The sequence below is a fragment of the Ruegeria sp. BF10 genome (assembly GCF_056538725.1).
Map to the genome: position 1 here is coordinate 19,152 of NZ_JBQFTR010000010.1, position 23,085 is coordinate 42,236.

Genomic DNA, 23,085 nt, shown 5'->3' on the forward strand with positions numbered 1-23,085 from the left:
ATCAGGCCCTTACATTTGTTCTTATTTTGTCCAACTGCAAGGGCTGATCCGGTACAAATCCCCCAGTTTCGACACTGGGCAGATACGCATCCGGATCGTGATCCGAGCCAACCTTGCCGGCCAGCGCGGCAAACTCGCCGATGAGAGCCTTCGTCATCATCGGTTTGACGGCGATCACGGCAAGGGCTTCGGTCGAGGGCATCGCCCGGATGTTCCCGGGGTTTGCGTCGACGTCCGGAGTGCGTTCGCGATGGATCATCTGTTTATCCTTTGGCTGATTGATGGAAGATCATAATAGGTCCTGATGACAGTTTCTGGCATTGGCTTGCTTCGGTGATCCGCGACAATTGTTGTCTTGTCCCGGGCCGCACTCTGACGCATAAACAGGTCCAGCCAAGTGAGTACGGAGAGGCGACATGCGCGCACGGATTTACCAGCCTGCGAGGAATGCGATGACTTCAGGGATGGCCAAGACCCGCAAGTGGGTTCTGGAATATGCCCCCGCTTCGGCACGTGAGGTTGATCCGCTGATGGGCTGGACATCATCCAACGACACGCAAACCCAGATACGCCTGAAATTCGACACCAAGAAAGAGGCGATGGATTACGCCCGGGACAATGGTATCGACGCGCAGGTCAGCGAGCCGCACAAGCGCAAACCCAACCTGCGCGCACGCGGTTACGGGGAAAACTTCGCCACCGACCGCCGTGGTCCCTGGACTCACTGAATGATCGAAATTCGCGAGGCCGACCCGACTTCGGACGTGTTGCGCCCGATTGTCGAAGCGCATTTCGCCCACAGCGAATCGGCCGGCCCTGTGGAAAGCAACCACACGATGAGCGCAGAATCACTGGCCGGACCGGGTATTCGATTCTGTGCGGTTTTCGACGATCAGCAGGCTTTGGGCTGTGGCGCCCTGAAGCTGTTGCCCGATGGCACGGCCGAGGTGAAGTCGGTGCATATCCTTGCACGGGCACGGGGGCGCGGACTGGCGCGCGTCATGATGACTCATCTGGCCGAACTGGCGCGCGCAGAAGGCGTCGAAGCATTGGTTTTGGAAACCGGGGCAGAGCATCTTCCGGAGTATGATGCCGCCCGCAAGCTTTACGAAGCGTTGGGTTATTCCTACTGCGGTCCGATCTTTGGGTACAGCGACGATCCGAACAGCGCATTCATGCGCTTGGCTCTTGAACCCCGCTCGTAAAAACCGCAAGAAGGGTGCAGCGGTCCCTTAGCTCAACTGGATAGAGCAGCTGACTTCTAATCAGCAGGTTGAGGGTTCGAGTCCTTCAGGGATCGCCATTCTCGAACGTCAATTTCAATGAACGCATCGGGCCGCAATGCGGGCCGTTTTCTTGTGGCAGTTGGGAGGGAATGAAGGGCTGGACGAGGGGGTCATGCCAGCCCTTCTAAGGGGTCACAGTGTGGTAGTGTGTGTTCCTTAACCAAGTATTAACCTGATTCACCATGTTCCGAAATTGGGGGATTCCCGTAGGACGGCCAATGCGCGGATTTCAGCGTGTGGGTTGCGGCCGGCGGATCGGGACCCGGGACCATATCGCGATTCTTCAGGGTGATTTGGGGATTGGGCCGTAAAAGCATCAAGGTTGTGAAAAAAATATTGCAACCGGTTGCAAAAGGAATCATTGTTGCGCGCAACAACAAGATTCGGGAGATCTGTATGTTGAACGTCGGATTGTTGGGTGCCGGGCGCATCGGGCGTGTTCATGCGCAGGCGATTGCATCGCATCCCGGCAGCAAACTCATTGCTGTTTCCGATGCCTTGCCCGAGGCCGCAGCCAGCCTTGCCAGCGATCATGGGGCCGAGGCGCGCAGTTCCGAAGAGATCATTGCCGATCCGGAAATCGGCGCGGTTCTGATTGCAACTCCAACAGATACGCATTCTGATCTGATTGAAGCAGCGACAGGCGCAGGAAAGGCCGTTCTGTGTGAAAAGCCCGTTGATTTGGACCTGAAGCGCGCCACGGATTGTCTCAAAACCGTCTCGGAACGCGGCAAGCCGGTCATGATAGGATTCAATCGGCGATTTGATCCCAATTTTGCGATCTTGAAGGCGGGGCTGGATGCGGGTGAGATCGGTAAGGCAGAGCTCCTGTCGATCACCTCTTTTGACCCGGCGCCACCACCTGTCAGCTACGTAAAGGTGTCTGGTGGTTTGTTTCGGGACATGATGATCCATGATTTTGACATGGCAAACTACCTGATGGGGGAGGTTCCCGATACCATCTCGGCGGTTGGGTCCTCGCTTGTGGATGCTGAAATTGGCGCCGCTGGAGATGTGGATACAGCCGCAGTCACAATGACTTACGCGGATGGCCGCATCGCGGTAATCAAGAACTCGCGACGTGCGGCCTATGGTTATGACCAACGGGTCGAGTTGCTGGGGTCCGAGGGGTTGCTACAGGCTCAGAACATGCTGGAAAACACTGTCGTAAAGTCAACGGCGGACGGTGTCGTGGGTGCCAAGCCGACCTATTTTTTCCTGGAACGCTACATGCCTGCATACCGCGTGGAATGGGCCGCCTTTGTCGATGCAGTTGAACGTGGATCCGAAGTTCCGGTCACGTTGAAGGACGGTGTTGCGGCGCTGGCGATGGCCGAGGCCGCAACCCTGTCGGCGCGGGCAGGAAAACCGGTTCGAATGGAGGAAATTTTGAAACCGGTTGCAAAATGATCGAAATTCTTCAAACTGACATCAGCTCGGCCCAGCGCCGCAGCCACTGAGATTCGGCACAGCCGGATGATTGGGGCCGGTACCCCGACAGAAGATCAGACTGAACCATTGGGAGGAAACTGAAATGAAGAAATTCGTTAAAGGCGCGCTTGCTGCGGGGGCACTGGCCTTGGCCACACCTGCATTTGCGCAGGAAATCGTCGTCGTGTCGCATGGCCAGGCCAATGACGCATTCTGGAACGTCGTGAAAAACGGTGTTGAGCAGGCCGGAAAGGATGTCGGTGTGAACGTGGAATACCGTGCACCTGAAACCTTTGACATGGTGGCCATGTCGCAGCTGATCGACGCCGCCGTGAACCAGGAGCCCGACGGGCTGATCGTCTCGATCCCGGATGCGGACGCGCTTGGCCCCTCGATCGAACGTGCGGTTGCCGCCGGTATCCCAGTGATCTCGATCAACTCGGGCGCGGAAGTGGCCAAGGAACTGGGTGCTCTGCTGCATGTAGGCCAGGACGAATATGATGCGGGCAAGGCGGCTGGTGAAAAGCTGGCCTCGATGGGTGGAACCAATGCGATCTGTGTCAACCACGAGGTCGGCAACGTGTCACTTGACCTGCGCTGCGAAGGCTTCACCGAGGGGTTTGGCGGTAAAGTAACCGTTCTGCCGACCTCGAACGATCCGTCCGAGATCGAGTCCAAGGTTGCTGCCGCTCTGGCCTCTGACGAAAGCGTCGATACCGTTATGGCGCTGGGCGCAAGCTCGGCCGGCGAGCCTTCGGTCGCCGCGGCCAAAGCCTCGGGGCGGGATTTGAATGTTGCCTCGTTCGACCTGTCGGCCAACTTCCTCCAGTCAATCGTGGATGGTGACGCGGCCTTTGCCATCGACCAGCAGCAGTACCTTCAGGGCTATCTGTCGGTGAACTTCATGGGCCTTCACGCCAAATACGGCCTGATGCCGGGCGGTGACGTGCCTTCGGGTCCGAACCTGATCACTCAGGACAAGGCCGCTCAGGTCATCGAACTGTCCGCGCAGGGTATCCGCTGATTTCGGCGCGATCCGACAAACAACAGGATCGGCGCCAACGCGCCGGTCTCACCGAATTGGGAGGAAACCATGAGTGAATCAGCGCCCGTCCTGTCGGACGAAAGGGTCAAGAAAGAACCATTCCTAGCCAAACTGATGAAACGACCCGAGCTGGGCGCCATTGCCGGTGCTGTTCTGGTTTTCCTATTCTTTGCGATTACCGCAGATGAATCGATGTTCACTCTTGCCGGTGTTATGAACTTCATGACCCCTGCGGCGCAGTTGGGCATCCTGGCTATCGGTGCGGCACTGCTGATGATCGGTGGAGAGTTCGACCTGTCGATCGGATCGATGGTCGCGTTTTCGGGGCTGTTTTTCGGCGTCTGTGTCGTGACCTGGCAACTGCCGCTGCTCTTTGCCATCCCAATGACATTCGTATTTGCGGCCTGTGTCGGTGCGGTCAACGGCAATATCGTGATCCGTTCGGGCCTGCCTTCGTTCATTGTAACGCTGGCGTTTCTGTTCATCCTTCGTGGCCTGTCACTGGTGGGTCTGAAAATGGCGACAGGCGGCTCAACCCAGTTGCGCGGAGTACGCGACGCGGTCGAAAACGACTGGCTGGCCCCCTTCTTTTCGGGCGAAGCATTCGGCAGCCTGTTCGCATGGCTGGCCGCCAACGGCATGATCGATACATTCAAAAGCGGTGCGCCCAAGGTCCCGGGTATTCCGGTCGAAATTCTGTGGTTCATTGTCATTACACTGGCGGCAACCTACGTGCTGCTGCGCACCCCGGTGGGGAACTGGATTTTCGCCTCGGGTGGGGACAGCACGGCTGCATCCAATTCAGGTGTTCCGGTGAATCGCGTCAAGGTTTCACTGTTCATGCTGACGGCCTGCTGCGCCGCCCTTGTGGCAATCATTACCGTCATGGACGCGGGCTCGACCGATGCGCGGCGGGGGTTCCAGAAGGAATTCGAGGCGATCATCGCCGCGGTGATCGGCGGCTGCCTGCTGACCGGCGGATACGGCTCGGCCATCGGGGCTTTCTTCGGCTCGATCATCTTTGGCATGGTCGTCATCGGCCTGACCTATACCGACTTTGATCAGGATTGGTTCCAGGTCTTCCTGGGTGCCATGCTGTTGATTGCCGTTCTGTTCAACAACGCGATCCGCAAGCGCGTAACCGGGGAGCGCTGATATGACCGAAGACACCAAGTTCCACCATGGCGATGCCGTCGGCGATCAGGCGCCCATCGTTCAGATGAAAGACATCGAAAAGCACTTTGGCAATATCATCGCGCTTGCTGGCGTCAGCTTTGACGTCAAACCGGGAGAATGCCATTGCCTGCTGGGCGACAACGGCGCGGGTAAGTCCACCTTCATCAAGACCATGTCCGGGGTGCACAAACCGACCAAGGGCGAGATCATGTTCGAAGGTCAGCCGCTGCATTTCGACACGCCGCGCGATGCGATGGAAGCAGGTATCGCCACGGTGTTTCAGGATCTGGCGATGATCCCGCTGATGAGCGTGACGCGCAATTTCTTCATGGGGCGCGAACCCACCAAGGGCAAAGGTCTGCTCAAGCGGTTCGATGTGGATCATGCAAACGAAGTCTGCATGGAAGAGATGCGCAAGATGGGCATCAATCTGCGCGCGCCGGATCAGGCGGTTGGTACATTGTCAGGCGGCGAACGTCAGACGGTGGCCATCGCGCGGGCGGTGTATTTCGGCGCCAAGATCCTGATCCTGGACGAACCGACCTCGGCACTTGGGGTGCGTCAGACGTCGAATGTTCTGGCCACGATCGACCGGGTGCGCAGCCAGGGTGTCGGCGTGGTTTTCATCAGCCACAACGTGCGCCATGCGCTGGCGGTGGGTGATCGGTTTACCGTGCTGAACCGTGGCAAAACACTGGGCACTGCCAAACGCGGTGAAATCACACCCGAAGAGTTGCAGGACCTGATGGCCGGCGGTCAGGAAATGGCCGAGCTTGAGGGATCACTGGGCGGTACTGTTTAAAGCAAAACACACGGATGCCCCCACGGGGGCATCCATCGGGCGGTGGCACCTGACGCCACTCTGATTTCAGGCTCTGGTAAAAGGCCTGACACCTTCGCAAATGAGAAAACCCGCGGACCGCCGACAGCGGCTCCGAGCTGAAAGGGATCATGATGAGCAAAACAGTCCGATTGACCGCGGCGCAGGCTCTGGTGCGCTATCTCGGGGCGCAGATGAACGAGGCCGGAGAGCCGTTCATCGCAGGTGTGTGGGCGATCTTCGGCCATGGCAACGTGGCAGGTCTGGGCGAGGCGCTGCATGGCGTGAAAGACAGTCTTCCCACCTATCGCGGTCACAACGAACAGACCATGGCACACAGCGCGATTGCTTATGCCAAGCAATTGGGTCGGCGGCGCGCCATGGCGGTGACATCGTCAATCGGACCGGGGGCGACCAATATGGTCACGGCCGCTGCTCTGGCCCATGTAAACCGTCTGCCTGTTTTGTTGCTGCCTGGCGATGTATTTGCGACGCGTGGCCCCGATCCGGTATTGCAGCAACCCGAAGTGTTCTCGGATGGAACGATCAGTGCGAATGATTGTTTCAGACCGGTCAGCCGGTATTTCGACCGCATCACTCGCCCGGAACATCTGCTGACGGCTCTGCCGCGTGCCTTCCGCACGATGACGGACCCGGCGGATTGCGGCCCGGCGACACTGGCCTTTTGTCAGGACGTGCAGGCCGAGGCCTATGACTATCCCGAAAGCTTCTTTGAACCACGCGTCTGGTATCAGCGCCGCATTCGCCCGGATGAGGGTGAACTGGCCCGTGCCGTTGCCGCGATCAAGGCCGCCAAGCGTCCCGTTATCGTTGCAGGCGGGGGTGTGCATTATTCGGACGCAACCGCCGCGTTGCAGCGCTTTTCCGAAGCACACAATGTCCCGGTGGCCGAGACACAGGCGGGCAAGTCCGCATTGCCCTGGGATCACCCGCTCAACCTTGGTCCCGTTGGTGTGACCGGGGGCGAACCCGCCAATGACATCTGCGCAAAGGCGGATCTTGTGCTGGGCGTCGGCACCCGGTTTCAGGATTTCACTACCGGGTCATGGGGTTTGTTCGCGAACCCCGAGCGTGAGTTGATCAGCCTGAACACCGCTGCCTATGACGCCGAAAAGCACGGAGCGATGCCGTTGCAGGCCGACGCTCGGGTTGGGCTGGGTGAACTCGGCGAAGCGCTGGGCGACCATCGCGCGCCGGATCTGCCCGCGACATTGAAATCTGATTGGTTCGGCAAAGTTGATGCGCTGACGGATGCCCCCACCGACAGCAATGCACTGCCCACGGATATGCAGGTGATCGGTGCCGTGCAGAGGGCCGCCAAGGAAAACACTGTTGCGATGTGCGCCGCCGGCACGATGCCGGGTGAGCTGCACAAGCTGTGGAAGGCGCCGCGCCCCGGTGCCTATCACATGGAATATGGTTTCAGTTGCATGGGGTATGAGATCGCCGGTGCCATGGGCATCAAAATGGCCCAGCCCGACCGCGACGTGATCTGCTTTACCGGTGACGGCACCTATATGATGGCCAACTCGGAAATGGCGACGGCGGCGATGATGGGGATCTCGTTCACCGTTGTCGTCACGGACAACCGCGGGTTTGGGTGCATCAACCGTTTGCAAATGGGGACAGGCGGGGCCGAGTTCAACAACCTTCTTGACCATACCGTGCACGAGACGGCATCCGCCATCGATTTTGCAGCCCATGCGGCAGCGATGGGGGCGACTTCGGTCAAGGTCAGTTCAATTGCCGAGCTTGAAGACGCGCTGGCCAAACGCGGTGAGGTCAACGGCCCCTATGTCGTGGTGATCGACACCGATCCCTACCCATCGACCGAGTATGGCGGAACGTGGTGGGAAGTGGCGGTGCCCGAGGTCAGCACCCGCCCCGAAGTGAATGAAAAACGCGCGGCCTATGAAGCCGCCATCCAAGAAAGAAACACGAAATGAGCGTGAAGATCGGTATCTCTCCGATTGCCTGGCAGAATGACGACCTGCCGGACCTGACCGCAGCCTACACGATGGAGCAGGCGCTGAAAGAAGCGCGCGAGATCGGTTACACAGGTGTTGAACGTGGCCAGAGGATGCCCGGCGACACCGAAGGACTGCGCGCGTATCTCGAAGGCAATGACATTGCGTTGTGTGGCGGTTGGTGTTCCGGCGCCTCGTTGGTCAACGATTTTGCGACTGAACGCGAAACGGTTCGTGAACAGGTCGAACAGTTCGTGGCGCTGAACAGCCCGTGCATCGTCTATGCCGAGTGTTCAAATACCGTGCAGGGGCAGATCGGGAGACCGGTGAACAACCGTCCCAAGCTGTCCAAAGACGAGGTTCTGACCTACGCCGCCAAGATCACCGAACTTGCCAAGTGGATGGCTGATCAGGGCATGCCCATGGCCTATCACCACCACATGGGCACGATTATCGAAAGCGAAGATGAGGTGAACTGGCTGATGGAGGGTTCAGGCCCCGAATTGAAGCTGTGCTTCGATACGGGCCATCTGCTGTTTGGAGGCGGCGATGTGATGGCCACGCTGAACCGTTGGGGCGACCGGGTTCATCACGTGCATTTCAAGGATATCCGTCCTGAAATCGTACAGGACACGCGTGAGAACAGTCGCAGTTTTCTGGATGCGGTGATCGCGGGCGCGTTCACAGTGCCGGGTGATGGTTGCATCGGCTTTCAGGCCGTGGCCAATGCATTGAAAGCAATGGATTACAACGGCTGGATCGTGGTCGAGGCAGAGCAGGACCCGGCCAAGGCGCCGCCCTATGAGTACTCCAAAATGGGCTATGACCACATCGTCGAGGTTTGTGGCAAGGCAGGATTGGAGATCAAAGCGTAACAACCCGCCCTTCGAGGCAACACCGAAGCCATGAAAGAGGAGAAAAATCATGGTAAATCAAGAACTCGGTTTCGTCGGCTATTTCGACCGGGAATCCTGTGATCTGGATGAATTCAAGGTGTTGACCTCTCAGTCTCTTTCCGCCGAGACGGTGCCTTTTGCCGCCTCGGTCGAAAAGAACGTGCCCGTCTATGATATGCAGGCACTGCGTTCCGGTTTGGAACAGCCTGATAGGCGTAGGGCCTTGCTGGCGGAATGGGGCCGGGTGCTGGGCAGATCCGCCGGTGTGATCGCCTTGAAAGGGGCGTACCCGGATACGTCGATCATTGATCGGGCGACGGATGTGTTTCGTGAAATCATCGAAGAAGAACGCCAGGGTGGCGCCGGTGAGGGCGATCACTTTGCCGCGTCCGGCGCGAATGACCGGGTGTGGAACGCATTGCAGAAGCAGTGCCTGCGCGACCCCGAGGGCTTTGCTCTCTATTTCGGGAACACGGCGATTGCGGCGGCCTGTGAAGCATGGCTTGGGCCGAACTATCAGGTGACTGCTCAGGTCAATCAGGTGCGCCCCGGTGGCAAGGCGCAACAGGCGCATCGGGACTATCACCTTGGATTTCAAAGCGCCGAAAGCGCGGCCCGGTATCCGGCACAGGCGCATCTGGTGACGGCCTCGCTGACCCTGCAAGGGGCGGTTGCCCATTGTGACATGCCGGTGGAAAGCGGGCCGACCAAGTTGTTGCCGTTCTCGCAGCTCTACCCGCCGGGCTATCTGGCGTTCCACGATGAAGCACACCGGGCGCATTTCGAAGACAGCTGTATCCAGTTGCCATTGGAAAAGGGTGACGCGGTGTTCTTCAATCCGGCGCTGTTCCATGCGGCGGGCGCGAACAGCAGCACCGACATCAATCGCATGGCAAACCTGCTGCAAATCTCATCTGCCTTCGGGCGCGCGATGGAGGCGGTGGATCGGCGGGCGATGTCTGTGGCGGTGTTCCCGTCTCTAATCGCCTTGAAACAGCGCGGGGCGCTGGACGCAGCGCAGTTGGAGGCCGCAATTGCGGCCACGGCTGAGGGCTATCCCTTCCCGACCAATCTGGACACGGACCCCCCGGTCGGGGGCAATGCGCCGGAAAGCCAGGCGGATATTCTGCGTCACGCGGTTGCGGAAGGGTGGACCCAGGCGCAGCTGGCCAAGTCCCTATCGGCCCGGAACCAAAGGCAAGCTGCCTGAATTCAACACAGGCGGGCGCTCGGGGCCCGCCCAAGAAGGAGAACAAGAATGGCAGACCTGCTGAAGAAACCGATTGGAACCCACGGCAAGGTACATGACATCACTCCGGCCAGCGCGGGATGGAAATACGTGGGCTTTGGGCTTTATCATCTAAAGGCAGGGGATCGCGCAAACGAAGTGACCGCGGATCGTGAGGTCATTCTGGTGATGGTCGAAGGCAAGGCGCGGATCACCGGGGCCGGCCAGGATTGGGGGGTTATGGGTGACCGGATGAACGTCTTTGAAAAGACGCCGCCACATTGCCTGTATTTGCCAAACGAAACGGAATGGGATGCAGTGGCCGAGACCGATTGTGTCATCGCAGTGTGTTCAGCGCCCGGCAAAGGCGGTCATCAGGCGCGCCGCATCGGCCCGGATGGCATTACGCTGACTGAACGCGGCAAGGGCGTGAACACGCGCTATATCAACAACATCGCCATGGAGAATGAGGACTACGCCGACAGCCTGCTGGTGACCGAAGTGTTCACGCCGAATGGCCATTGGTCGTCCTATCCCAGTCACCGCCACGACGAGGATGACTATCCCCGCATCACATATCTGGAAGAGACCTATTACCACCGCCTGAACCCGTCGAACGGATTTGGGATCCAGCGGGTTTACACCGATGACGGCCAGTTGGATGAGACGATGGCGGTATCCGATGGCGACGTTGTGACCGTCCCGCGTGGCCATCACCCTTGCGGTGCACCCTATGGGTTTGAGATGTATTACCTGAACGTCATGGCCGGGCCGCTTCGGAAATGGAGATTCGTTCCAGCCCCCGAGGTCGAATGGATCATGGAGCGTGACGGATGAGCCATACTTTTGCCAATTACCCAAGCCTTGCAGGAAAAACGGTTTTCATCACCGGAGGCGCCGGCGGAATTGGCGCGGAAACCGTTCGGGCCTTTGCCGAACAGGGGGCAAAGGTCGGGTTTTTGGACCTCAACGCCGATGCCGGGCTTGCTTTGCTTTCCGAGCTGGACGGAGAGCATGCATTCGCCCAATGCGATCTGCGCGACATTGACGAGATGAACGCCGCAATAGGGCAATTGGTGGAAGAATTGGGCGAGGCGGATGTTCTGGTGAACAATGCGGCCCGGGATGACCGGCACGACTGGCGCGAGGTAACGCCTGACTATTGGGATGAGCGCATGGCGACCAATATCCGCCACATGTTCTTTGCCATTCAGTCGGTGGCACCGGGAATGATCGCCAAGGGCGCAGGGTCGATCATCAATATCGGGTCGAATTCGTGGTGGGAGGCCGGTGCGGGTTTCCCTGCCTATGCCACCGCGAAATCGGCGGTGCATGGCCTGACCCGCACCATGGCGCGCGAGCTGGGCGATCACCGGATCCGGGTCAACACGGTCGTGCCCGGCTGGATCATGACCCAGCGCCAGAAAGACCTGTGGGTCACGCCCGAGGCGCTGGCCAAACAGATCGACCGCCAATGCCTGCCCGACCCGATCGACCCGGTCTATGTGGCGCGGATGGTGCTGTTTCTGGCCTCGGATGACGCGGCCATGTGCAGCGCGGGGAATTTCATGGTCGAGGGCGGCTCGATCTGACGGCCTTGGGGTCTTCCCCGTCCGGAATGGACGTGCGCCGATGCGCTGGTGCCGGTTGACGGATCGACACCCGGCAAGGGAAGATGCGGCATGATTGCCTATGTCACGGTCGGCGCGGACGACATCGCGCGCGCAAAACGGTTCTATTGCGCCTTTCTGCCGGATCTCGGCTATGCGCTGGAGGAAGGCCCAGAAGGGCTGAGTTTCGCCCTGCCGGTGCCGCCGGACCAGCGGCCGGTTCTGCCGGAATTCTATGTCAAACCGCCGTTTGACGGGGCTGCGGCCTCGGCCGGGAATGGTGCGATGGTCGCCTTCGAGGCGCGCAATCAGCAGCAGGTGCGCGACCTGCACGCCGCCGCGCTGCGCGCCGGCGGGTCGGACGAGGGCCAGCCGGGCTTTCGCGCCATGTACGGGCCGCGTTTCTATGTCAGCTATCTGCGGGACCCACAGGGCAACAAGATCGCCCTGTTTTCCAGCAATCCCAATGATCCGGGGCGCGACGACTAGAAGCCGCCTACGTGTTTTGCAGAACGGCTCAGGCCGGGACGGTCAGCGCTGCGGCGGCGCACCAAAGGCGCGGATCACGGTGCGGGCGGCAGCCACGACCGGATCGTGGGTTTCCTTCAGGATCGTCACCCGGTCGAACCGGTCGGGGTCGCGGTTCACGGCCGCGCGCAGGGCGGTGCCGAAGGCCATGCGCAGCTCGGTCCCGATGTTGAACTTGCAGATGGAGGTCTCGCGCGCCAGCCGCGCGCGCTGTTCCACGGGCACGCCCGATCCGCCATGGATCACCAGCGGCACGTTGGTCACGGCCTGAATCCGGCGGATGCGGTCCTCGTCCAGCCCGCCTTCCTTGTTTTGCTGAAGGTGGACGTTTCCGACCGAGATCGCCATCGCATCCACGCCGGTCTGGGTGGCGAAGGTCGCTGCCTCTTCCGGGTCGGTCCCGGCCGAGCCTTCACCACCGGAATAGCCGACGAAGCCGATCTCGCCCTCGCACGAGATCCCGGCGGCATGGGCCATTTCGGCAATCGCGGCGGTTTCGTCGATATTCTGCTGCAAGGGCTTGCGCGATCCGTCGAACATCAGCGAGGTAAACCCGCTGTCCAGCGCGATCTTGCACTCCTCGAACGTATATCCGTGGTCCAGATGCGCCACGACGGGCACCGAGGCGTTTTCGGCCAGATACCGGAACATCTTGCCCAGAACGGGCAGCGGCGTGTGCTCGCGGCAGCTGGGGCCGGCTTGCAGGATCACCGGGGCGTTCTCGGCCTCGGCCGCGGCGACATAGGCGCGCATGTCCTCCCAGCCCAGCGTTACCAGGCCGCCGACGGCATAGCCCTGTTCATAGGCCGGTTGCAGGACGTCTTTGAGCGTAGCGAGGGTCATTTGAACTTGGCGATCATGTCTTTGATGCCCGGGATCGTTTCGATCTGATAGGCATGGGTGGGTTGGAAGTACTGCACCAGCGACCGCTGGGTCAGCCCGCCGAGAATGGTGAAGTAATACATCTCGTATCCCGGCAGCACGCAGCAGGGGTGATACCCCTTGTCGATGCAGATCGTCGAGCCATCGACGATGTGATAGGCATCGCCCGGTTCGTTGTCCTCGCGTTGCAGCATCTGTAGGCCCGAGCCCCAGTTGGGTTTGAAACGGAAATTGTAGGTTTCGTCATGCCGGGTCTCGTCCGGCAGGCGGTTGGTGTCGTGCTTGTGGCTGGGAAAGCCCGACCAGCCGCCCTGACCCACGGTGAACAGCTCACTCACCAACAGGCGACCGACCTTGTCATGCTGTTTCTGGCCCAGGATATGCTTGATCTTGCGATGGGTCTTGGTGTCGTCGCTGCCATATTGCACCAGGTCATGCTCGCGCACGTCGAACGGGTCCAGCACCTTGTCGTATTTGGCGCCGGCCACGAACACCTCGGCCGTCTCCGAGACGCAGACCATCTGTGCCCGTGCGCCCGACGGGACATAGGCGCCTTCGGGCTCGCCATCCCAGACATCTTCGCCGCGGTTGCCCAGATGGGCAAAGCGCACGCCCTCGACTTCCACGTCGACGCTGCCGGTGGCGGGCACGATGCAGGTCTCGTATCCCGGGACCTGGTATTCAAAGGCTTCGCCCCGCTTCAACTTGACGATGTTGAAATAGTTCAGCGGCACGGTCGGGTCATCGACATCGACGATGGGTTTGTTCTGGTTGTCGTAGGGCGCGATATGCATGGGGTTCTCCTATGTGGCCGGGCCGGGATGAGAAGCGAGGAACGCGTCCAGTTCCGGGGTCGTCGGCATGGCGGGCGCGCAACCGGGATGCGACACCACGATCGACGCGCAGGCCGAACCGCGCATGACTGCGTCTTTCAGATCGTGCCCCGCCGCGATCGAGGCCAGCAGACCGGCCATGAAACTGTCGCCGGCCCCGTTGGGTTTGACAGCCGTAACCGGGTAAATACCGGTTCGAAGTTCCTGCCCGTCCACCAACGTGACAGCGCCTTTTTCACCCATCTTGTAGATGACGATCCGACCGGGTTTTTCAGCAAGTTCCCGGGCCTTGGCAAACCCCTTTTCGATGCCGCCGGCCATGAACCCGAACTCTTCGTCATTGCCGACGATCAGGTCGCTGGCCTCACCGGCCCGCGACAGAACTTCGGCAGCCACTTCGGCCGAGGGCCAGCTGTAGGGGCGGTAATCGATATCGAAGATGATCGGCAGGCCTGCGTTCCGGGCGTTCTCGAATGCCCGGAATGTGGCGCTGCGCGACGGTTCGGACGCAAAGACCGTTCCAGCCGAGATGATTGCCGAGAAAGATGAATAATCGACCTTGTCCATGTCCTCTTTGGTGACCTGGAAATCAACGGCCCCGTTGCGATAGATCACATTCTGAAAGTCCTCGGTCCGGCTTTCGTACACCGCCAGAGACATGCGGTATTCGCCGCCCAGAACGCGGATATAGGATGTGTCCACGCCGTAATGCCGCAACCGGTTCAGACAGAACCGTCCGATCGCATCATCCGAGACGGACGTGATCAGCGACGCCTCACTGCCCAACTTGACCAACCCGGCACAAATATTGGCGGAAGACCCGCCAAGATCGGCATGGAACGTGTCGGCATCCTCGCTTCTGACGCCGATCGGATCGGCGTACAGGTCCATACCTGCGCGACCCAGAACGGCGAAGCGGTTTCCTTTGATACCATCCATCAAAGCGCTCAAGTTTTGTCCTCCGGCAGAGTGGGGTCGGCAAAGTTTGGACCTTGCGTTGAATCGATTCACACGATACTGATTTTGCAACCGGTTGCAAATGATATGTTCGGAGCCGTTACAGATGCCTGAAATCGGAATTGGAATCGTCGGCGGCGGCTATATGGGCAAGGCCCATTCCGTAGCCATGTCTGCGGTCGGTGCGGTGTTCAACACGGCATTGCGACCCCGGCTCGAGGTCATTTGTGCCTCCAGCCCCGAAAGCGCTGAACGTTACAGGACAGCCTACGGGTACAAACGCGCGACCCACGACTGGCGTGTATTGGTTGAGGACCCACAGGTCGAGGCAATCGTCATCGCCTCGCCTCAATCCACGCATCGTCAGATTGCCGAAGCGACTTTTGCACTGGGCAAACCGGTTCTGTGTGAAAAGCCATTGGGCGCGTCGCTTGCGGACAGTCAGGCTATGGTTGCTGCTGCCGAGGCTTCGGGTGCGGTCAACATGGTGGGGTTCAACTATATTCGCACGCCCGCAAGCCAATTCGCCCGGCAGCTGATCGCCGACGGAGAGATTGGGGATGTCACTTGGTTCCGGGGGGAGCACACCGAAGATTTCTATGCCGACCCACGCGCTCCGGCGACCTGGCGCACGACGGGCATGGCCAATGGCACAATCGGAGATCTGGCACCGCACATGGTCAACGGTGCGTTGGCACTGGTTGGACCCATCGCACAGGTGATGGCGGATGTTGAAACGGTTCACAAAACCCGACCTGGTGGTGAGGTGACAAACGACGACCACGCCCAGATGATGTGCCGGTTCGAAAACGGGGTTATGGGCAACCTGTATTTCAGCCGCGTCGCGACGGGGCGAAAAATGGGCTATGCTTATGAAATATCGGGAACAAAGGGCGCGATCCGCTTCGATCAGGAAGACCAGAACGCGCTGTGGCTGTATAAGCGGGAAGGGCCCGAAGCCACGCGCGGGTTTGCCAAGATCCTGACCGGCCCGGCGCATCCGGATTACGAGCCCTTCTGTCAGGGTCCGGGCCATGGAACGGGCTATCAGGACCAGATCATTATCGAGGCCAAAGACTTTCTTCAGGCCATCCACACCGGAAAAGCCACCTGGCCCACCTTTCGCGACGGGCATGAGGTCAACCGCGTGCTTGCTGCCGCCCTGGCGTCGTCAGAGCAGCGGCAGTGGAAAGACATCCGCGATTTCTGATCGCTCAACCTAAAAGTTCTAATGAGAGACAATGACCATGGCTAAGTTGAGATGGGGCATGATCGGTGGTGGTGAAGGCAGCCAGATTGGCCCCGCGCACCGCTTGGGGGCACAGGCTGACGGGCTGTTTGAATTTGCCGCTGGCGCGCTGGATCACCGGCCCGAAGCGGGCCGGGAATACGCGCAGCGATTGGGCGTTGCGGCCGATCGCGCCTATGGCGACTGGCAAGAGATGCTGGCAGGCGAGAAAGACCGTGAAGACCGGGTTGACCTGGTGACCATCGCCACACCCAACTCGACCCATTTCGAGATTGCCAAGGCGTATCTTGAAGCAGGCTTCAATGTCCTGTGCGAAAAGCCGATGACCATGACCGTGGAAGAGGGTGAGGAAATAGTCCGCGTCGCCGAAGCTTCGGGTAAGATCTGCGCGGTGAACTACTGCTATTCGGCCTATCCCATGGTGCGTCAGGCCCGCGCGATGGTGCGCGCGGGCGAAATCGGACAGGTGCGTCTTGTGGTGACCAATTTCAGCCATGGCCACCACGGGGATGCCACCGATGCGGACAATCCGCGTGTGCGGTGGCGCTATGATCCTGCGATGGCAGGCGTTTCCGGGCAGTTTGCCGATTGCGGTATCCATGCCCTGCATATGGCCAGTTTTATCTGCGATGATGAGGTTAAGACGCTTTCGGCCGATATGGCCTCAACGATCGCAAGCCGGGAACTGGAAGACGATGCAATGATCAACTTCCGTATGGAAGGCGGCACGGTCGGGCGTCTTTGGACATCCTCAGTGGCGATCGGGCGCCAGCATGGTTTTGACATACAGGTCTTTGGCGAAACCGGCGGTTTGCGCTGGGCGTCAGAGCAACCCAACCAGTTGATCTACACCCCGGTCGGTGGGCGCACCCAGATCATCGAAAAGGGCGAGGGCGGCCTGCATGACGACGCCATGCGTCTGTCGCGCGTGGCGATTGCCCATCCCGAGGGGTTCCCGTTGGCCGTAGCCAATATCTATTGCGATCTGGCGGATGCGATCCGCGGTGAAAGCCGGGATGGGCTGCCCAACGCGGCCGATGGCGTGCGATCGATCGCCGCGGTCCACGCGGCTGTTGCGTCGGGCAAAGCAGATGGTGCCTGGCAGGATGCCCGCCCGCCGATGTTCCGCTGATCAGGGGTGGGGCCGCAACGTGCCCCGCTCGACCACCCGGCAGGGGAAAATCCGCGCCTCGGGGTAGCGGTCGGGCGTTTTCAGCATCTCTTCCACCAGATCGACCGACGAGGTGATGATCTGCTTGATCGGCTGATGGATGGTCGTCAGGTTGATATATTCCCAGCGCGACATCTCCATGTCGTTCAGGCCGATGATCCCGATGTCAGAACCCGGTTTCAGCCCGTGATCAGCCAGCGCCGACAGCGCCCCGATCGAAAGGATGTCGTCGCCGCAGAAATAGGCCTGCGCCGGGTCACCGGCCAGCAGGCGCAGCATCTCGGCCCGCCCCGCTTCGAAGGAATAGGCCCCGGCGAAGGAGTGGCTGACCGGAATCTGCTGATGGTTGGCCATTTCTTCGATAAAGCCCCGCTGCCGGTCCAGCGACGAGGTCGCATCGACCGGCCCGCCCATATAGCCCACGCTGGCATAGCCCCGCGCGACCAGCTCGCGCGCGGCCATGCGCCCGCATTCCACATTGTCGATCCCGACCACATGCACCTCGGGTGAGGTCGCCGACCGTCCGAACGTATGCACCACCGGCACACCCGCGTCGTGGAACGCCTTGGCAAAGCTGGGCGGCAGGGTTGACGAGGCGACGATCACCGCATCCACCGAGTACTGCCGCAGCATGCGCACGGAATTGGCGGGCTCGGTCTCGTCGGTCAGGTTCACGATCAGCGGGCGCAGGCCGCGTTCCTGCAAGGCGCGTGTAAACTGGTCGAAGACTTCCAGGAAAATCGGGTTGTGAAAGTTGTTCGAAATCAATCCGATCAGTTTGGTGCGCCCGGTCGTCAGAGACGAAGCCAGAGCATTGGGGCTGTAGCCAAGCTCACGGGCCGCCTTTTCAACCTTGCTGCGCGTTTTTGCGGAAACCGAGGCACCTTCGGTAAAGGTGCGCGACACGGCAGAGCGTGAAACGCCAGCCAAGGCGGCCACGTCTTTCAGAGTTACGCTCACGCTGCGGGACTCCGATTACAGCGAGGCAGGAAAGCAGGAAAGTTTGGCATTGCCCGAGCATTATGCATCATCGACCTGAACTTGCAACCGGTTGCAACCCTGCTTCGGCGGTTCAACCCTGTTTGAGTGTCGAGACATTGAAGGCAAAAAGGTAGGTAATGAGACACTCGAACTCCTGACATCTTCAGTATAACCGAAGCGCATTTTCCAATCCGCAGATGCACCAAGACGCCGTCTTGCATTGCCACCAAGCGCACAAGTTCCCAGAGATGCCTGGTGTTGTCAGCGATTTGAAGTTGCACAAACTGCGGGACGGTTCAAGGGCATATCCTTTCTTGCCGTTTTCAAGGTCACGTTCGATCAAGCCAAAACAGGCATGCGTTGCCGAAAGGGCCATGGGGCAATTGCTTTTTCAACCCTTGCCATCCCTTGGCGGACAAACATGAGGGAAGCAGTGGAACGCCAATCCGCCCATTCGCAGCGCAGTTTCTATCCAAGGCGGAATTTGGTTGGCGTCACTCCGGTCTGGCTTCGAAAAAATCGAGTGAAGTGGGACTTGTCGGAATAGCCAAGCATGAGGCCGATCTCGGCAACTGTCTTTTTGCTTTCTCTGAGGTGCTCCTTGGCGACATCGACCCGCAGCCGCCTCAGTTCTCGGGGAAGTGTTGTCTGATGATTGTGAAGTGCTTTCAGGAACCGCTCGGGCTGGATACCCAGCAATCCGGCCACAACCTCCGGCCCCAGTTCTGACTCGTCCAGTTTTCCACGCAGGACAGAGCGCAAAGCGGCCACCACGGTTACGTCTTCATTGTGCCGGGTCGTGGTTTTCGGCGCTTCGGGATCCTTTGCCGCATGGTGCAAAAACAACCATTCCACGGGAAAACTGATCTGCATTCCGGGGTTGGTTCCAAGGCCGACTTCGATACCCTTGTAGTCGAGAGGCAAGCCAAGGATGTATCTGCTTTCCCATCGCACTCGGGACGGATCCCACGCATTTCCCACCATGCTTTGCAACAGGCGCACATAGATGGCAGCCCCAAACCCGGTAACCTGAACCGGCGGAACGGTGGGTTCCTGTTGCCGCTCGATCCGATAGATCGCTTTGTCAGCTTCCACGACAAGGCTGTGCCGCACGGCGTTTGACTCTTGTGGCACGAGCCTGACGAACCGGGCAAAAAACTCGAACAGCGTGTTCGAGGATTGCAGCGACCGGGCGAATGGCGGCCATCCTTGCAGGTCAAACGTCTCTCCTACATTCAGACCAATGTATCGATCCCCTGACAATTCGGAGAAGGCATTCAACAGACCATAGACCAGTTCTGAGTGGACATAGACAGATGGGTCGGACAGCAGGTCGGCCTTCAAGCCGACCTGATCCAAGGCCGGTTGCGGATTGATCCTGCGGTCGGTGAGATATTGCAGAAAAGGGGCGGCCAGCGCGAGGCGGATAAAGCCTTCGCTATGCGCTTCAGAAGTAGAGCTGAGTGGCACGCCTGTCACCCTTGTTTGAACCAATGGTTTCGTTCAGTGGCCCTTTTTGCGGCCACATTCGCACATGTTAGTCCAAAAGTGGCAACCCGCCCAAGAGTTTTCGGGCTACACTTGGCAAAACGTGAATGTGAAGGGAGAACCTATGACCAGCATGCGAATGTCCCTTGGCCCGGCGGTAATGGTTGCGGCAGCTTTTGGTTTTTCGGCGGCTGCGCAGGCTCAGGATCAAGAAGATCCTCAAACGCTGTTCACCAATGTACACGTCTTTGATGGCGTGAATGAACAGCGTATCGAGAATGCCAATGTTCTGGTCGAGGGCAACCTGATCAAGACTGTTTCAACCGAAGCGGTCGACGCGCCCAATGCCGTTGTGATTGACGGCGGAGGGCGGACGTTGAGCCCGGGCTTTGTCGAGACCCACGCCCATTTGATGCTGATGGGGCCCACTCTGCCCGCGATGGAAGCCAACGTGACATGGGAAGACTTTGCCATTCATGGCGCACGAATGGCTGAAATGTACCTGATGCAGGGGTTCACCACGGTCAGGGATGCAGGTGGGGCCAATGGCGGGCTGCGCCGGGCAATTGAGGCGGGGCAAATCGACGGCCCGCGTTTCTTTCCGTCAGGTGCGTTCATCGGTACGCGAGGTGGTCACGCTGACTTTGCCAATTTTACTGCACCGCCGGGCTCGGAGACCAACATGAGCCGCCTGAACATGGCGCAGGAAGTCAGCGGCGTGGATGACGTTTACAGGTTTGCTCGCAACAATTTCCGAATGGGTGCGACACAGTTGAAATTCATGCAATCCGGGGGCGTCGTCTCGGCCTTCGACCCCTGGCAATTGCTGGCCGGATCTCCCGAGGAAATCAGGGCCGCCGTGCAAGTGGCAAATGAGTATGGCAGCTATGTCATGGCGCATTCTTATCGCAAGGAAGCAATCCTCGCAGCGCTCGACGCAGGTGTGATGTCGATCGAACATGGATTCTCGTTCGACTGTGACATTGCCCGGGTCATGAACGAAAAAGGGGCCTACATTACCACCAACCTGACGGCCTTCGACCCCGGATTGCTGGACATTCCGGCTGTGGCAAACGTGCCGTCGAGCCTGGCCAAGGCAAAATCCGCCTCGGCCACATTTGCAGGCTATATCGACAATATGAAGGAATGCCCGGTGAAACGGGGATTCCAGACCGATTGTGTTGGTTCGGTCGAGGCTTGCAATATCCAGATTGCCTATGAGAAACACCTGAACAATGAGTTTTTCGGGCCCTATCAGTCGATGGTTACTTTGACGTCGATCGGCGGCGAGATCGTGGCGCTGTCCGGCGATTTCATGAACCCGTATACGGCCGGAAAACTGGGTGTGATCGAGGAAGGGGCCTATGCTGACATCCTGCTGATCGACGGAAACCCGCTTGAAGACTTTTCCGTCGTTGGAACCGGGGATCAATGGTTTGGCGCCGAAACGAGGCCGGAAAGCCCGGAAACGATCCGACTGATTATGAAGGACGGTGTGATATACAAGAACACGCTGGAGTGACCCCAAAAACGGTTGGAGAGATTTCATGGTCCCTTGGTTTCGCGCCGCAGTTTTCGTTGGCTTGGTCCTGAGCGGTCATTCCGCAATGGCAGCGCCCCATGCGACGCTTGACTGGTCTGACCTTCCGGACCCGTCCGTGCAGGTGTTCGATGACCCCTATCGTGATCTCAGCCCTGAACAGTTTGACGATGTCCTTTTCGTCGTGCGCTTGCGCGGCAGGTTGCAGCAGGATGTCGGCAGCGTCGAGGAAAGACAGAAATGGCAAGAGCTTCTGACCGAGACCGAAGACGCCTTGGCCGAGGGTGGCGTTGATGTCGATTGGCTGCTCGATAAGCGCGAGGATGTGAAAGAGCGGCGAAAAAAGGCAGGAACAAGGGGAAATCCGCGATTCGATGGCCAGACGGTTACATTGACGGGCTTTGCCATTCCCGCGCCGAACGATCCGGACGGGCGAGCAGTGGCGTATTTGGTACCAGAACGCGGGATGTGCAGCCACATGCCTCCGCCTCCGCCCAATCAGATGATCCGGGTGCGGTTGAACGGCGACTGGGCCCCCAGTTACTTCCATGAACCTGTTCGGCTCACTGGTACGCTGACGATTGAACCCTCGGTTCAGAACATAATGGTCGTGGATGGGCCTGTGCCGATGAATGCGACCTTCAAATTGGAGACGGACAGCGTTGAAACGCTGGAAACAAAGGCCGACGGTCTGGAATGGAGGCAGCGTGCAGCCGATCGCGTCCGAGCTGCCGGCAATCGCAAAACCGGCGGCGCAAAGGCGTCGGAATGATAGGGCGCCTTGTTGCCGCATTGAGTATTGCCTGCGCGGGTATGGCGTCTGCCCAGGGGTTGTCCGGGCCTTCTTCGGTCGAGGCCGAGCTGAAACCTGGCGATGGCCTGACCGATCCGCAATACCGTTCCGAGTTTCCGCGCAATATCGCGCCGGGTTGGTTTCGGTGGAAAGACCGGCTGGCCGAGGGCGGGTTTCGTTTCAACGTGGATTACCTGGCGTTGGGCCAATCCACGAACGCTGATTTGGGAACTGGCGAAGCCGCAGGTGGAATCGCTCGCGTCTACGGCAGTTGGCAGGCAACCGAGCGGGGTTCATTGACATTCAAAATCGAAGATCGGCACGGATACACCGATGTTGCCCCGCAATTCCTCGGGCTGGACGGAGGCGCATTGTCGATCACCGGGACTGCCTTCAACGACAACGGTTTGCTGCTGACCAACCTGTTCTGGACCCAAAGGGCCGAGAACGGCGCGTGGACGCTGCAAGTCGGCCAGATTGATGTGACGGACTTTGTGGATATCTATGGGTTGGTCAGCCCCTACAGCGGGTTCCAAAACCTGTCGTTCAACACCAACCCGACAATCAACACGCCCAACCAGGGAATTGGCATTGCCGGTGGGATAAAGCTGAACGAAAACTTCTATGCCGTTGCCAGCGTTGCAGACGCAAACGCCGATCCGTCTGATCCAAGTCTTGACGTGTTCAGCGATGGCAATCTCTTCAAATCGTTTGAAATTGGCTACACGTCGGGCTTTGATCGCATCTATTTCGACAATATCCACCTGACCCTCTGGCATGCGGATGCGGCCGACGATGGCAGCCGTGCAGAAGATTACGGGGGTGTGTTTTCCGCGGCATGGTTTGTCGACAACAAATGGATGCCGTTCTTTCGGGCAGGGGCGTCGAAAGGCACGGCAGCGCTGTATGATCGTTCGGTTTCTGCCGGGTTGGGCTATTACGGTCGAAACACAGATCTGGCCGGCTTGGGTTTGAACTGGGCCGAGGCAAGAAACATCGACGGCGGTCAGTTCACGCTGGAAGCATTCTATCGCTTTTCGATCTCACCCGGGCTGCAAATCACGCCGTCGCTACAGTTCATCTCCAATCCGCTGCTGAACCCCAATCAGGATAGCATCACGCTGTTCAGCCTGCGAACCCGGATCGTTTTTTGATGCGGCTCGAAAGCTGCAACTCACACGAA

General features: G+C 59.3%; 23 protein-coding genes and 1 tRNA gene. 18 read left to right on the forward strand and 6 right to left on the reverse strand.

Annotated features, from left to right (window positions below):
* Nucleotide 1: 1 nt before the first annotated feature.
* Nucleotides 2–259, reverse strand: coding sequence for a hypothetical protein (locus ACR0DJ_RS19905; RefSeq protein WP_170347326.1), 258 nt, complete (start codon nucleotides 257–259; stop codon nucleotides 2–4).
* A gap of 157 nt (nucleotides 260–416) precedes the next feature.
* On the opposite strand from ACR0DJ_RS19905, the gene ACR0DJ_RS19910 reads away from it, so the two are divergent.
* From ACR0DJ_RS19910 to ACR0DJ_RS19970, 13 genes are all read left to right on the forward strand, one after another.
* The gene (locus ACR0DJ_RS19910; protein ID WP_152459136.1) at nucleotides 417–728 is read left to right on the forward strand and encodes an ETC complex I subunit; all 312 of its coding nucleotides are present in this window, start codon (nucleotides 417–419) and stop codon (nucleotides 726–728) included.
* Nucleotides 729–1,205 carry a GNAT family N-acetyltransferase gene (locus ACR0DJ_RS19915; RefSeq protein WP_425080032.1) on the forward strand — a complete coding sequence of 159 codons (477 nt, stop codon included), beginning with the start codon at nucleotides 729–731 and terminating at the stop codon, nucleotides 1,203–1,205.
* A gap of 21 nt (nucleotides 1,206–1,226) precedes the next feature.
* Nucleotides 1,227–1,303 (forward strand) — tRNA-Arg (locus tag ACR0DJ_RS19920).
* A 379-nt stretch (nucleotides 1,304–1,682) separates the two neighbouring features.
* Nucleotides 1,683–2,696 (forward strand): inositol 2-dehydrogenase, encoded by a 1,014-nt coding sequence (gene iolG, locus ACR0DJ_RS19925; RefSeq protein WP_480686103.1) that lies wholly within the window; start codon nucleotides 1,683–1,685, stop codon nucleotides 2,694–2,696.
* Between the two features lie 124 nt (nucleotides 2,697–2,820).
* A complete protein-coding gene (locus tag ACR0DJ_RS19930) occupies nucleotides 2,821–3,741 on the forward strand; it encodes a sugar ABC transporter substrate-binding protein (RefSeq protein ID WP_170347329.1) in 921 nt (306 codons plus the stop codon).
* Nucleotides 3,742–3,810: 69 nt separating this feature from the next.
* The gene (locus tag ACR0DJ_RS19935; RefSeq protein WP_170347330.1) at nucleotides 3,811–4,917 is read left to right on the forward strand and encodes an ABC transporter permease; all 1,107 of its coding nucleotides are present in this window, start codon (nucleotides 3,811–3,813) and stop codon (nucleotides 4,915–4,917) included.
* Nucleotide 4,918: 1 nt separating this feature from the next.
* A complete protein-coding gene (locus ACR0DJ_RS19940; RefSeq protein WP_170347331.1) occupies nucleotides 4,919–5,740 on the forward strand; it encodes an ATP-binding cassette domain-containing protein in 822 nt (273 codons plus the stop codon).
* Between the two features lie 152 nt (nucleotides 5,741–5,892).
* Nucleotides 5,893–7,725 carry a 3D-(3,5/4)-trihydroxycyclohexane-1,2-dione acylhydrolase (decyclizing) gene (iolD, locus tag ACR0DJ_RS19945; RefSeq protein ID WP_480686104.1) on the forward strand — a complete coding sequence of 611 codons (1,833 nt, stop codon included), beginning with the start codon at nucleotides 5,893–5,895 and terminating at the stop codon, nucleotides 7,723–7,725.
* On the forward strand, nucleotides 7,722–8,621 hold the full coding sequence (gene iolE, locus ACR0DJ_RS19950; protein WP_480686105.1) for a myo-inosose-2 dehydratase: 900 nt from the start codon (nucleotides 7,722–7,724) through the stop codon (nucleotides 8,619–8,621). Before iolD ends, iolE begins: the two co-directional genes overlap by 4 nt.
* Before the next feature lie 49 nt (nucleotides 8,622–8,670).
* Nucleotides 8,671–9,852, forward strand: a complete 1,182-nt coding sequence (locus ACR0DJ_RS19955; protein WP_480686106.1) for a phytanoyl-CoA dioxygenase family protein — start codon at nucleotides 8,671–8,673, stop codon at nucleotides 9,850–9,852.
* Nucleotides 9,853–9,900: 48 nt separating this feature from the next.
* Nucleotides 9,901–10,707 carry a 5-deoxy-glucuronate isomerase gene (gene iolB / locus ACR0DJ_RS19960; RefSeq protein WP_257600029.1) on the forward strand — a complete coding sequence of 269 codons (807 nt, stop codon included), beginning with the start codon at nucleotides 9,901–9,903 and terminating at the stop codon, nucleotides 10,705–10,707.
* Nucleotides 10,704–11,462, forward strand: coding sequence for an SDR family NAD(P)-dependent oxidoreductase (locus ACR0DJ_RS19965; protein ID WP_480686107.1), 759 nt, complete (start codon nucleotides 10,704–10,706; stop codon nucleotides 11,460–11,462). The genes iolB and ACR0DJ_RS19965 overlap by 4 nt, the downstream gene beginning before the upstream one ends.
* 90 nt (nucleotides 11,463–11,552) lie before the next feature.
* Nucleotides 11,553–11,969, forward strand: coding sequence for a VOC family protein (locus tag ACR0DJ_RS19970; protein ID WP_257600031.1), 417 nt, complete (start codon nucleotides 11,553–11,555; stop codon nucleotides 11,967–11,969).
* Between the two features lie 42 nt (nucleotides 11,970–12,011).
* On the opposite strand, the gene ACR0DJ_RS19975 is transcribed toward ACR0DJ_RS19970, so the two are convergent.
* The 3 genes from ACR0DJ_RS19975 to iolC are packed head-to-tail and all read right to left on the reverse strand — an operon-like array spanning nucleotide 12,012 to nucleotide 14,662.
* Nucleotides 12,012–12,851: a class II fructose-bisphosphate aldolase gene (locus tag ACR0DJ_RS19975; RefSeq protein ID WP_170347338.1), complete on the reverse strand. Its 840-nt coding sequence runs from the start codon at nucleotides 12,849–12,851 to the stop codon at nucleotides 12,012–12,014.
* Nucleotides 12,848–13,684 carry a 5-deoxy-glucuronate isomerase gene (locus ACR0DJ_RS19980; protein ID WP_425080044.1) on the reverse strand — a complete coding sequence of 279 codons (837 nt, stop codon included), beginning with the start codon at nucleotides 13,682–13,684 and terminating at the stop codon, nucleotides 12,848–12,850. Before ACR0DJ_RS19980 ends, ACR0DJ_RS19975 begins: the two co-directional genes overlap by 4 nt.
* A gap of 9 nt (nucleotides 13,685–13,693) precedes the next feature.
* Entirely contained in the window at nucleotides 13,694–14,662 is a 969-nt protein-coding gene (iolC, locus tag ACR0DJ_RS19985) for a 5-dehydro-2-deoxygluconokinase (RefSeq protein WP_480686108.1), read from the reverse strand.
* A gap of 124 nt (nucleotides 14,663–14,786) precedes the next feature.
* Between iolC and ACR0DJ_RS19990 the strand changes: the two genes are divergently transcribed.
* Entirely contained in the window at nucleotides 14,787–15,890 is a 1,104-nt protein-coding gene (locus ACR0DJ_RS19990; RefSeq protein WP_425080046.1) for a Gfo/Idh/MocA family protein, read from the forward strand.
* 37 nt (nucleotides 15,891–15,927) lie between these two features.
* Entirely contained in the window at nucleotides 15,928–17,061 is a 1,134-nt protein-coding gene (locus ACR0DJ_RS19995) for a Gfo/Idh/MocA family protein (RefSeq protein WP_170347342.1), read from the forward strand.
* Here the strand turns inward: ACR0DJ_RS19995 and ACR0DJ_RS20000 are convergent, their stop codons facing one another.
* Both ACR0DJ_RS20000 and ACR0DJ_RS20005 read right to left on the reverse strand, forming a co-directional pair.
* The gene (locus ACR0DJ_RS20000; protein WP_480686109.1) at nucleotides 17,062–18,060 is read right to left on the reverse strand and encodes a LacI family DNA-binding transcriptional regulator; all 999 of its coding nucleotides are present in this window, start codon (nucleotides 18,058–18,060) and stop codon (nucleotides 17,062–17,064) included.
* Between the two features lie 489 nt (nucleotides 18,061–18,549).
* Entirely contained in the window at nucleotides 18,550–19,551 is a 1,002-nt protein-coding gene (locus ACR0DJ_RS20005) for a helix-turn-helix transcriptional regulator (RefSeq protein WP_480686110.1), read from the reverse strand.
* Between the two features lie 142 nt (nucleotides 19,552–19,693).
* Between ACR0DJ_RS20005 and ACR0DJ_RS20010 the strand changes: the two genes are divergently transcribed.
* The 3 genes from ACR0DJ_RS20010 to ACR0DJ_RS20020 are packed head-to-tail and all read left to right on the forward strand — an operon-like array spanning nucleotide 19,694 to nucleotide 23,056.
* A complete protein-coding gene (locus ACR0DJ_RS20010) occupies nucleotides 19,694–21,091 on the forward strand; it encodes an amidohydrolase family protein (protein WP_425080049.1) in 1,398 nt (465 codons plus the stop codon).
* Between the two features lie 25 nt (nucleotides 21,092–21,116).
* The gene (locus ACR0DJ_RS20015) at nucleotides 21,117–21,881 is read left to right on the forward strand and encodes a DUF3299 domain-containing protein (RefSeq protein WP_480686111.1); all 765 of its coding nucleotides are present in this window, start codon (nucleotides 21,117–21,119) and stop codon (nucleotides 21,879–21,881) included.
* Nucleotides 21,878–23,056: a carbohydrate porin gene (locus ACR0DJ_RS20020; protein WP_480686112.1), complete on the forward strand. Its 1,179-nt coding sequence runs from the start codon at nucleotides 21,878–21,880 to the stop codon at nucleotides 23,054–23,056. Before ACR0DJ_RS20015 ends, ACR0DJ_RS20020 begins: the two co-directional genes overlap by 4 nt.
* Nucleotides 23,057–23,085: the final 29 nt, after the last annotated feature.

Bases quoted from the DNA above. Each gene is read 5' to 3' on its own strand.
- iolB (WP_257600029.1), top strand. From the start codon at position 9,901: ATGGCAGACCTGCTGAAGAAACCGATTGGAACCCACGGCAAGGTACAT.
- ACR0DJ_RS19965 (WP_480686107.1), top strand. From the start codon at position 10,704: ATGAGCCATACTTTTGCCAATTACCCAAGCCTTGCAGGAAAAACGGTT.
- iolE (WP_480686105.1), top strand. From the start codon at position 7,722: ATGAGCGTGAAGATCGGTATCTCTCCGATTGCCTGGCAGAATGACGAC.
- ACR0DJ_RS19935 (WP_170347330.1), top strand. From the start codon at position 3,811: ATGAGTGAATCAGCGCCCGTCCTGTCGGACGAAAGGGTCAAGAAAGAA.
- ACR0DJ_RS20020 (WP_480686112.1), top strand. From the start codon at position 21,878: ATGATAGGGCGCCTTGTTGCCGCATTGAGTATTGCCTGCGCGGGTATG.
- ACR0DJ_RS19910 (WP_152459136.1), top strand. From the start codon at position 417: ATGCGCGCACGGATTTACCAGCCTGCGAGGAATGCGATGACTTCAGGG.
- ACR0DJ_RS19970 (WP_257600031.1), top strand. From the start codon at position 11,553: ATGATTGCCTATGTCACGGTCGGCGCGGACGACATCGCGCGCGCAAAA.
- ACR0DJ_RS19940 (WP_170347331.1), top strand. From the start codon at position 4,919: ATGACCGAAGACACCAAGTTCCACCATGGCGATGCCGTCGGCGATCAG.
- ACR0DJ_RS20010 (WP_425080049.1), top strand. From the start codon at position 19,694: ATGACCAGCATGCGAATGTCCCTTGGCCCGGCGGTAATGGTTGCGGCA.
- iolG (WP_480686103.1), top strand. From the start codon at position 1,683: ATGTTGAACGTCGGATTGTTGGGTGCCGGGCGCATCGGGCGTGTTCAT.
- ACR0DJ_RS19975 (WP_170347338.1), bottom strand. From the start codon at position 12,851: ATGACCCTCGCTACGCTCAAAGACGTCCTGCAACCGGCCTATGAACAG.
- ACR0DJ_RS19980 (WP_425080044.1), bottom strand. From the start codon at position 13,684: ATGCATATCGCGCCCTACGACAACCAGAACAAACCCATCGTCGATGTC.
- ACR0DJ_RS19905 (WP_170347326.1), bottom strand. From the start codon at position 259: ATGATCCATCGCGAACGCACTCCGGACGTCGACGCAAACCCCGGGAAC.
- ACR0DJ_RS19990 (WP_425080046.1), top strand. From the start codon at position 14,787: ATGCCTGAAATCGGAATTGGAATCGTCGGCGGCGGCTATATGGGCAAG.
- ACR0DJ_RS19930 (WP_170347329.1), top strand. From the start codon at position 2,821: ATGAAGAAATTCGTTAAAGGCGCGCTTGCTGCGGGGGCACTGGCCTTG.
- ACR0DJ_RS20015 (WP_480686111.1), top strand. From the start codon at position 21,117: ATGGTCCCTTGGTTTCGCGCCGCAGTTTTCGTTGGCTTGGTCCTGAGC.
- ACR0DJ_RS19995 (WP_170347342.1), top strand. From the start codon at position 15,928: ATGGCTAAGTTGAGATGGGGCATGATCGGTGGTGGTGAAGGCAGCCAG.
- iolD (WP_480686104.1), top strand. From the start codon at position 5,893: ATGAGCAAAACAGTCCGATTGACCGCGGCGCAGGCTCTGGTGCGCTAT.
- iolC (WP_480686108.1), bottom strand. From the start codon at position 14,662: ATGGATGGTATCAAAGGAAACCGCTTCGCCGTTCTGGGTCGCGCAGGT.
- ACR0DJ_RS19955 (WP_480686106.1), top strand. From the start codon at position 8,671: ATGGTAAATCAAGAACTCGGTTTCGTCGGCTATTTCGACCGGGAATCC.
- ACR0DJ_RS19915 (WP_425080032.1), top strand. From the start codon at position 729: ATGATCGAAATTCGCGAGGCCGACCCGACTTCGGACGTGTTGCGCCCG.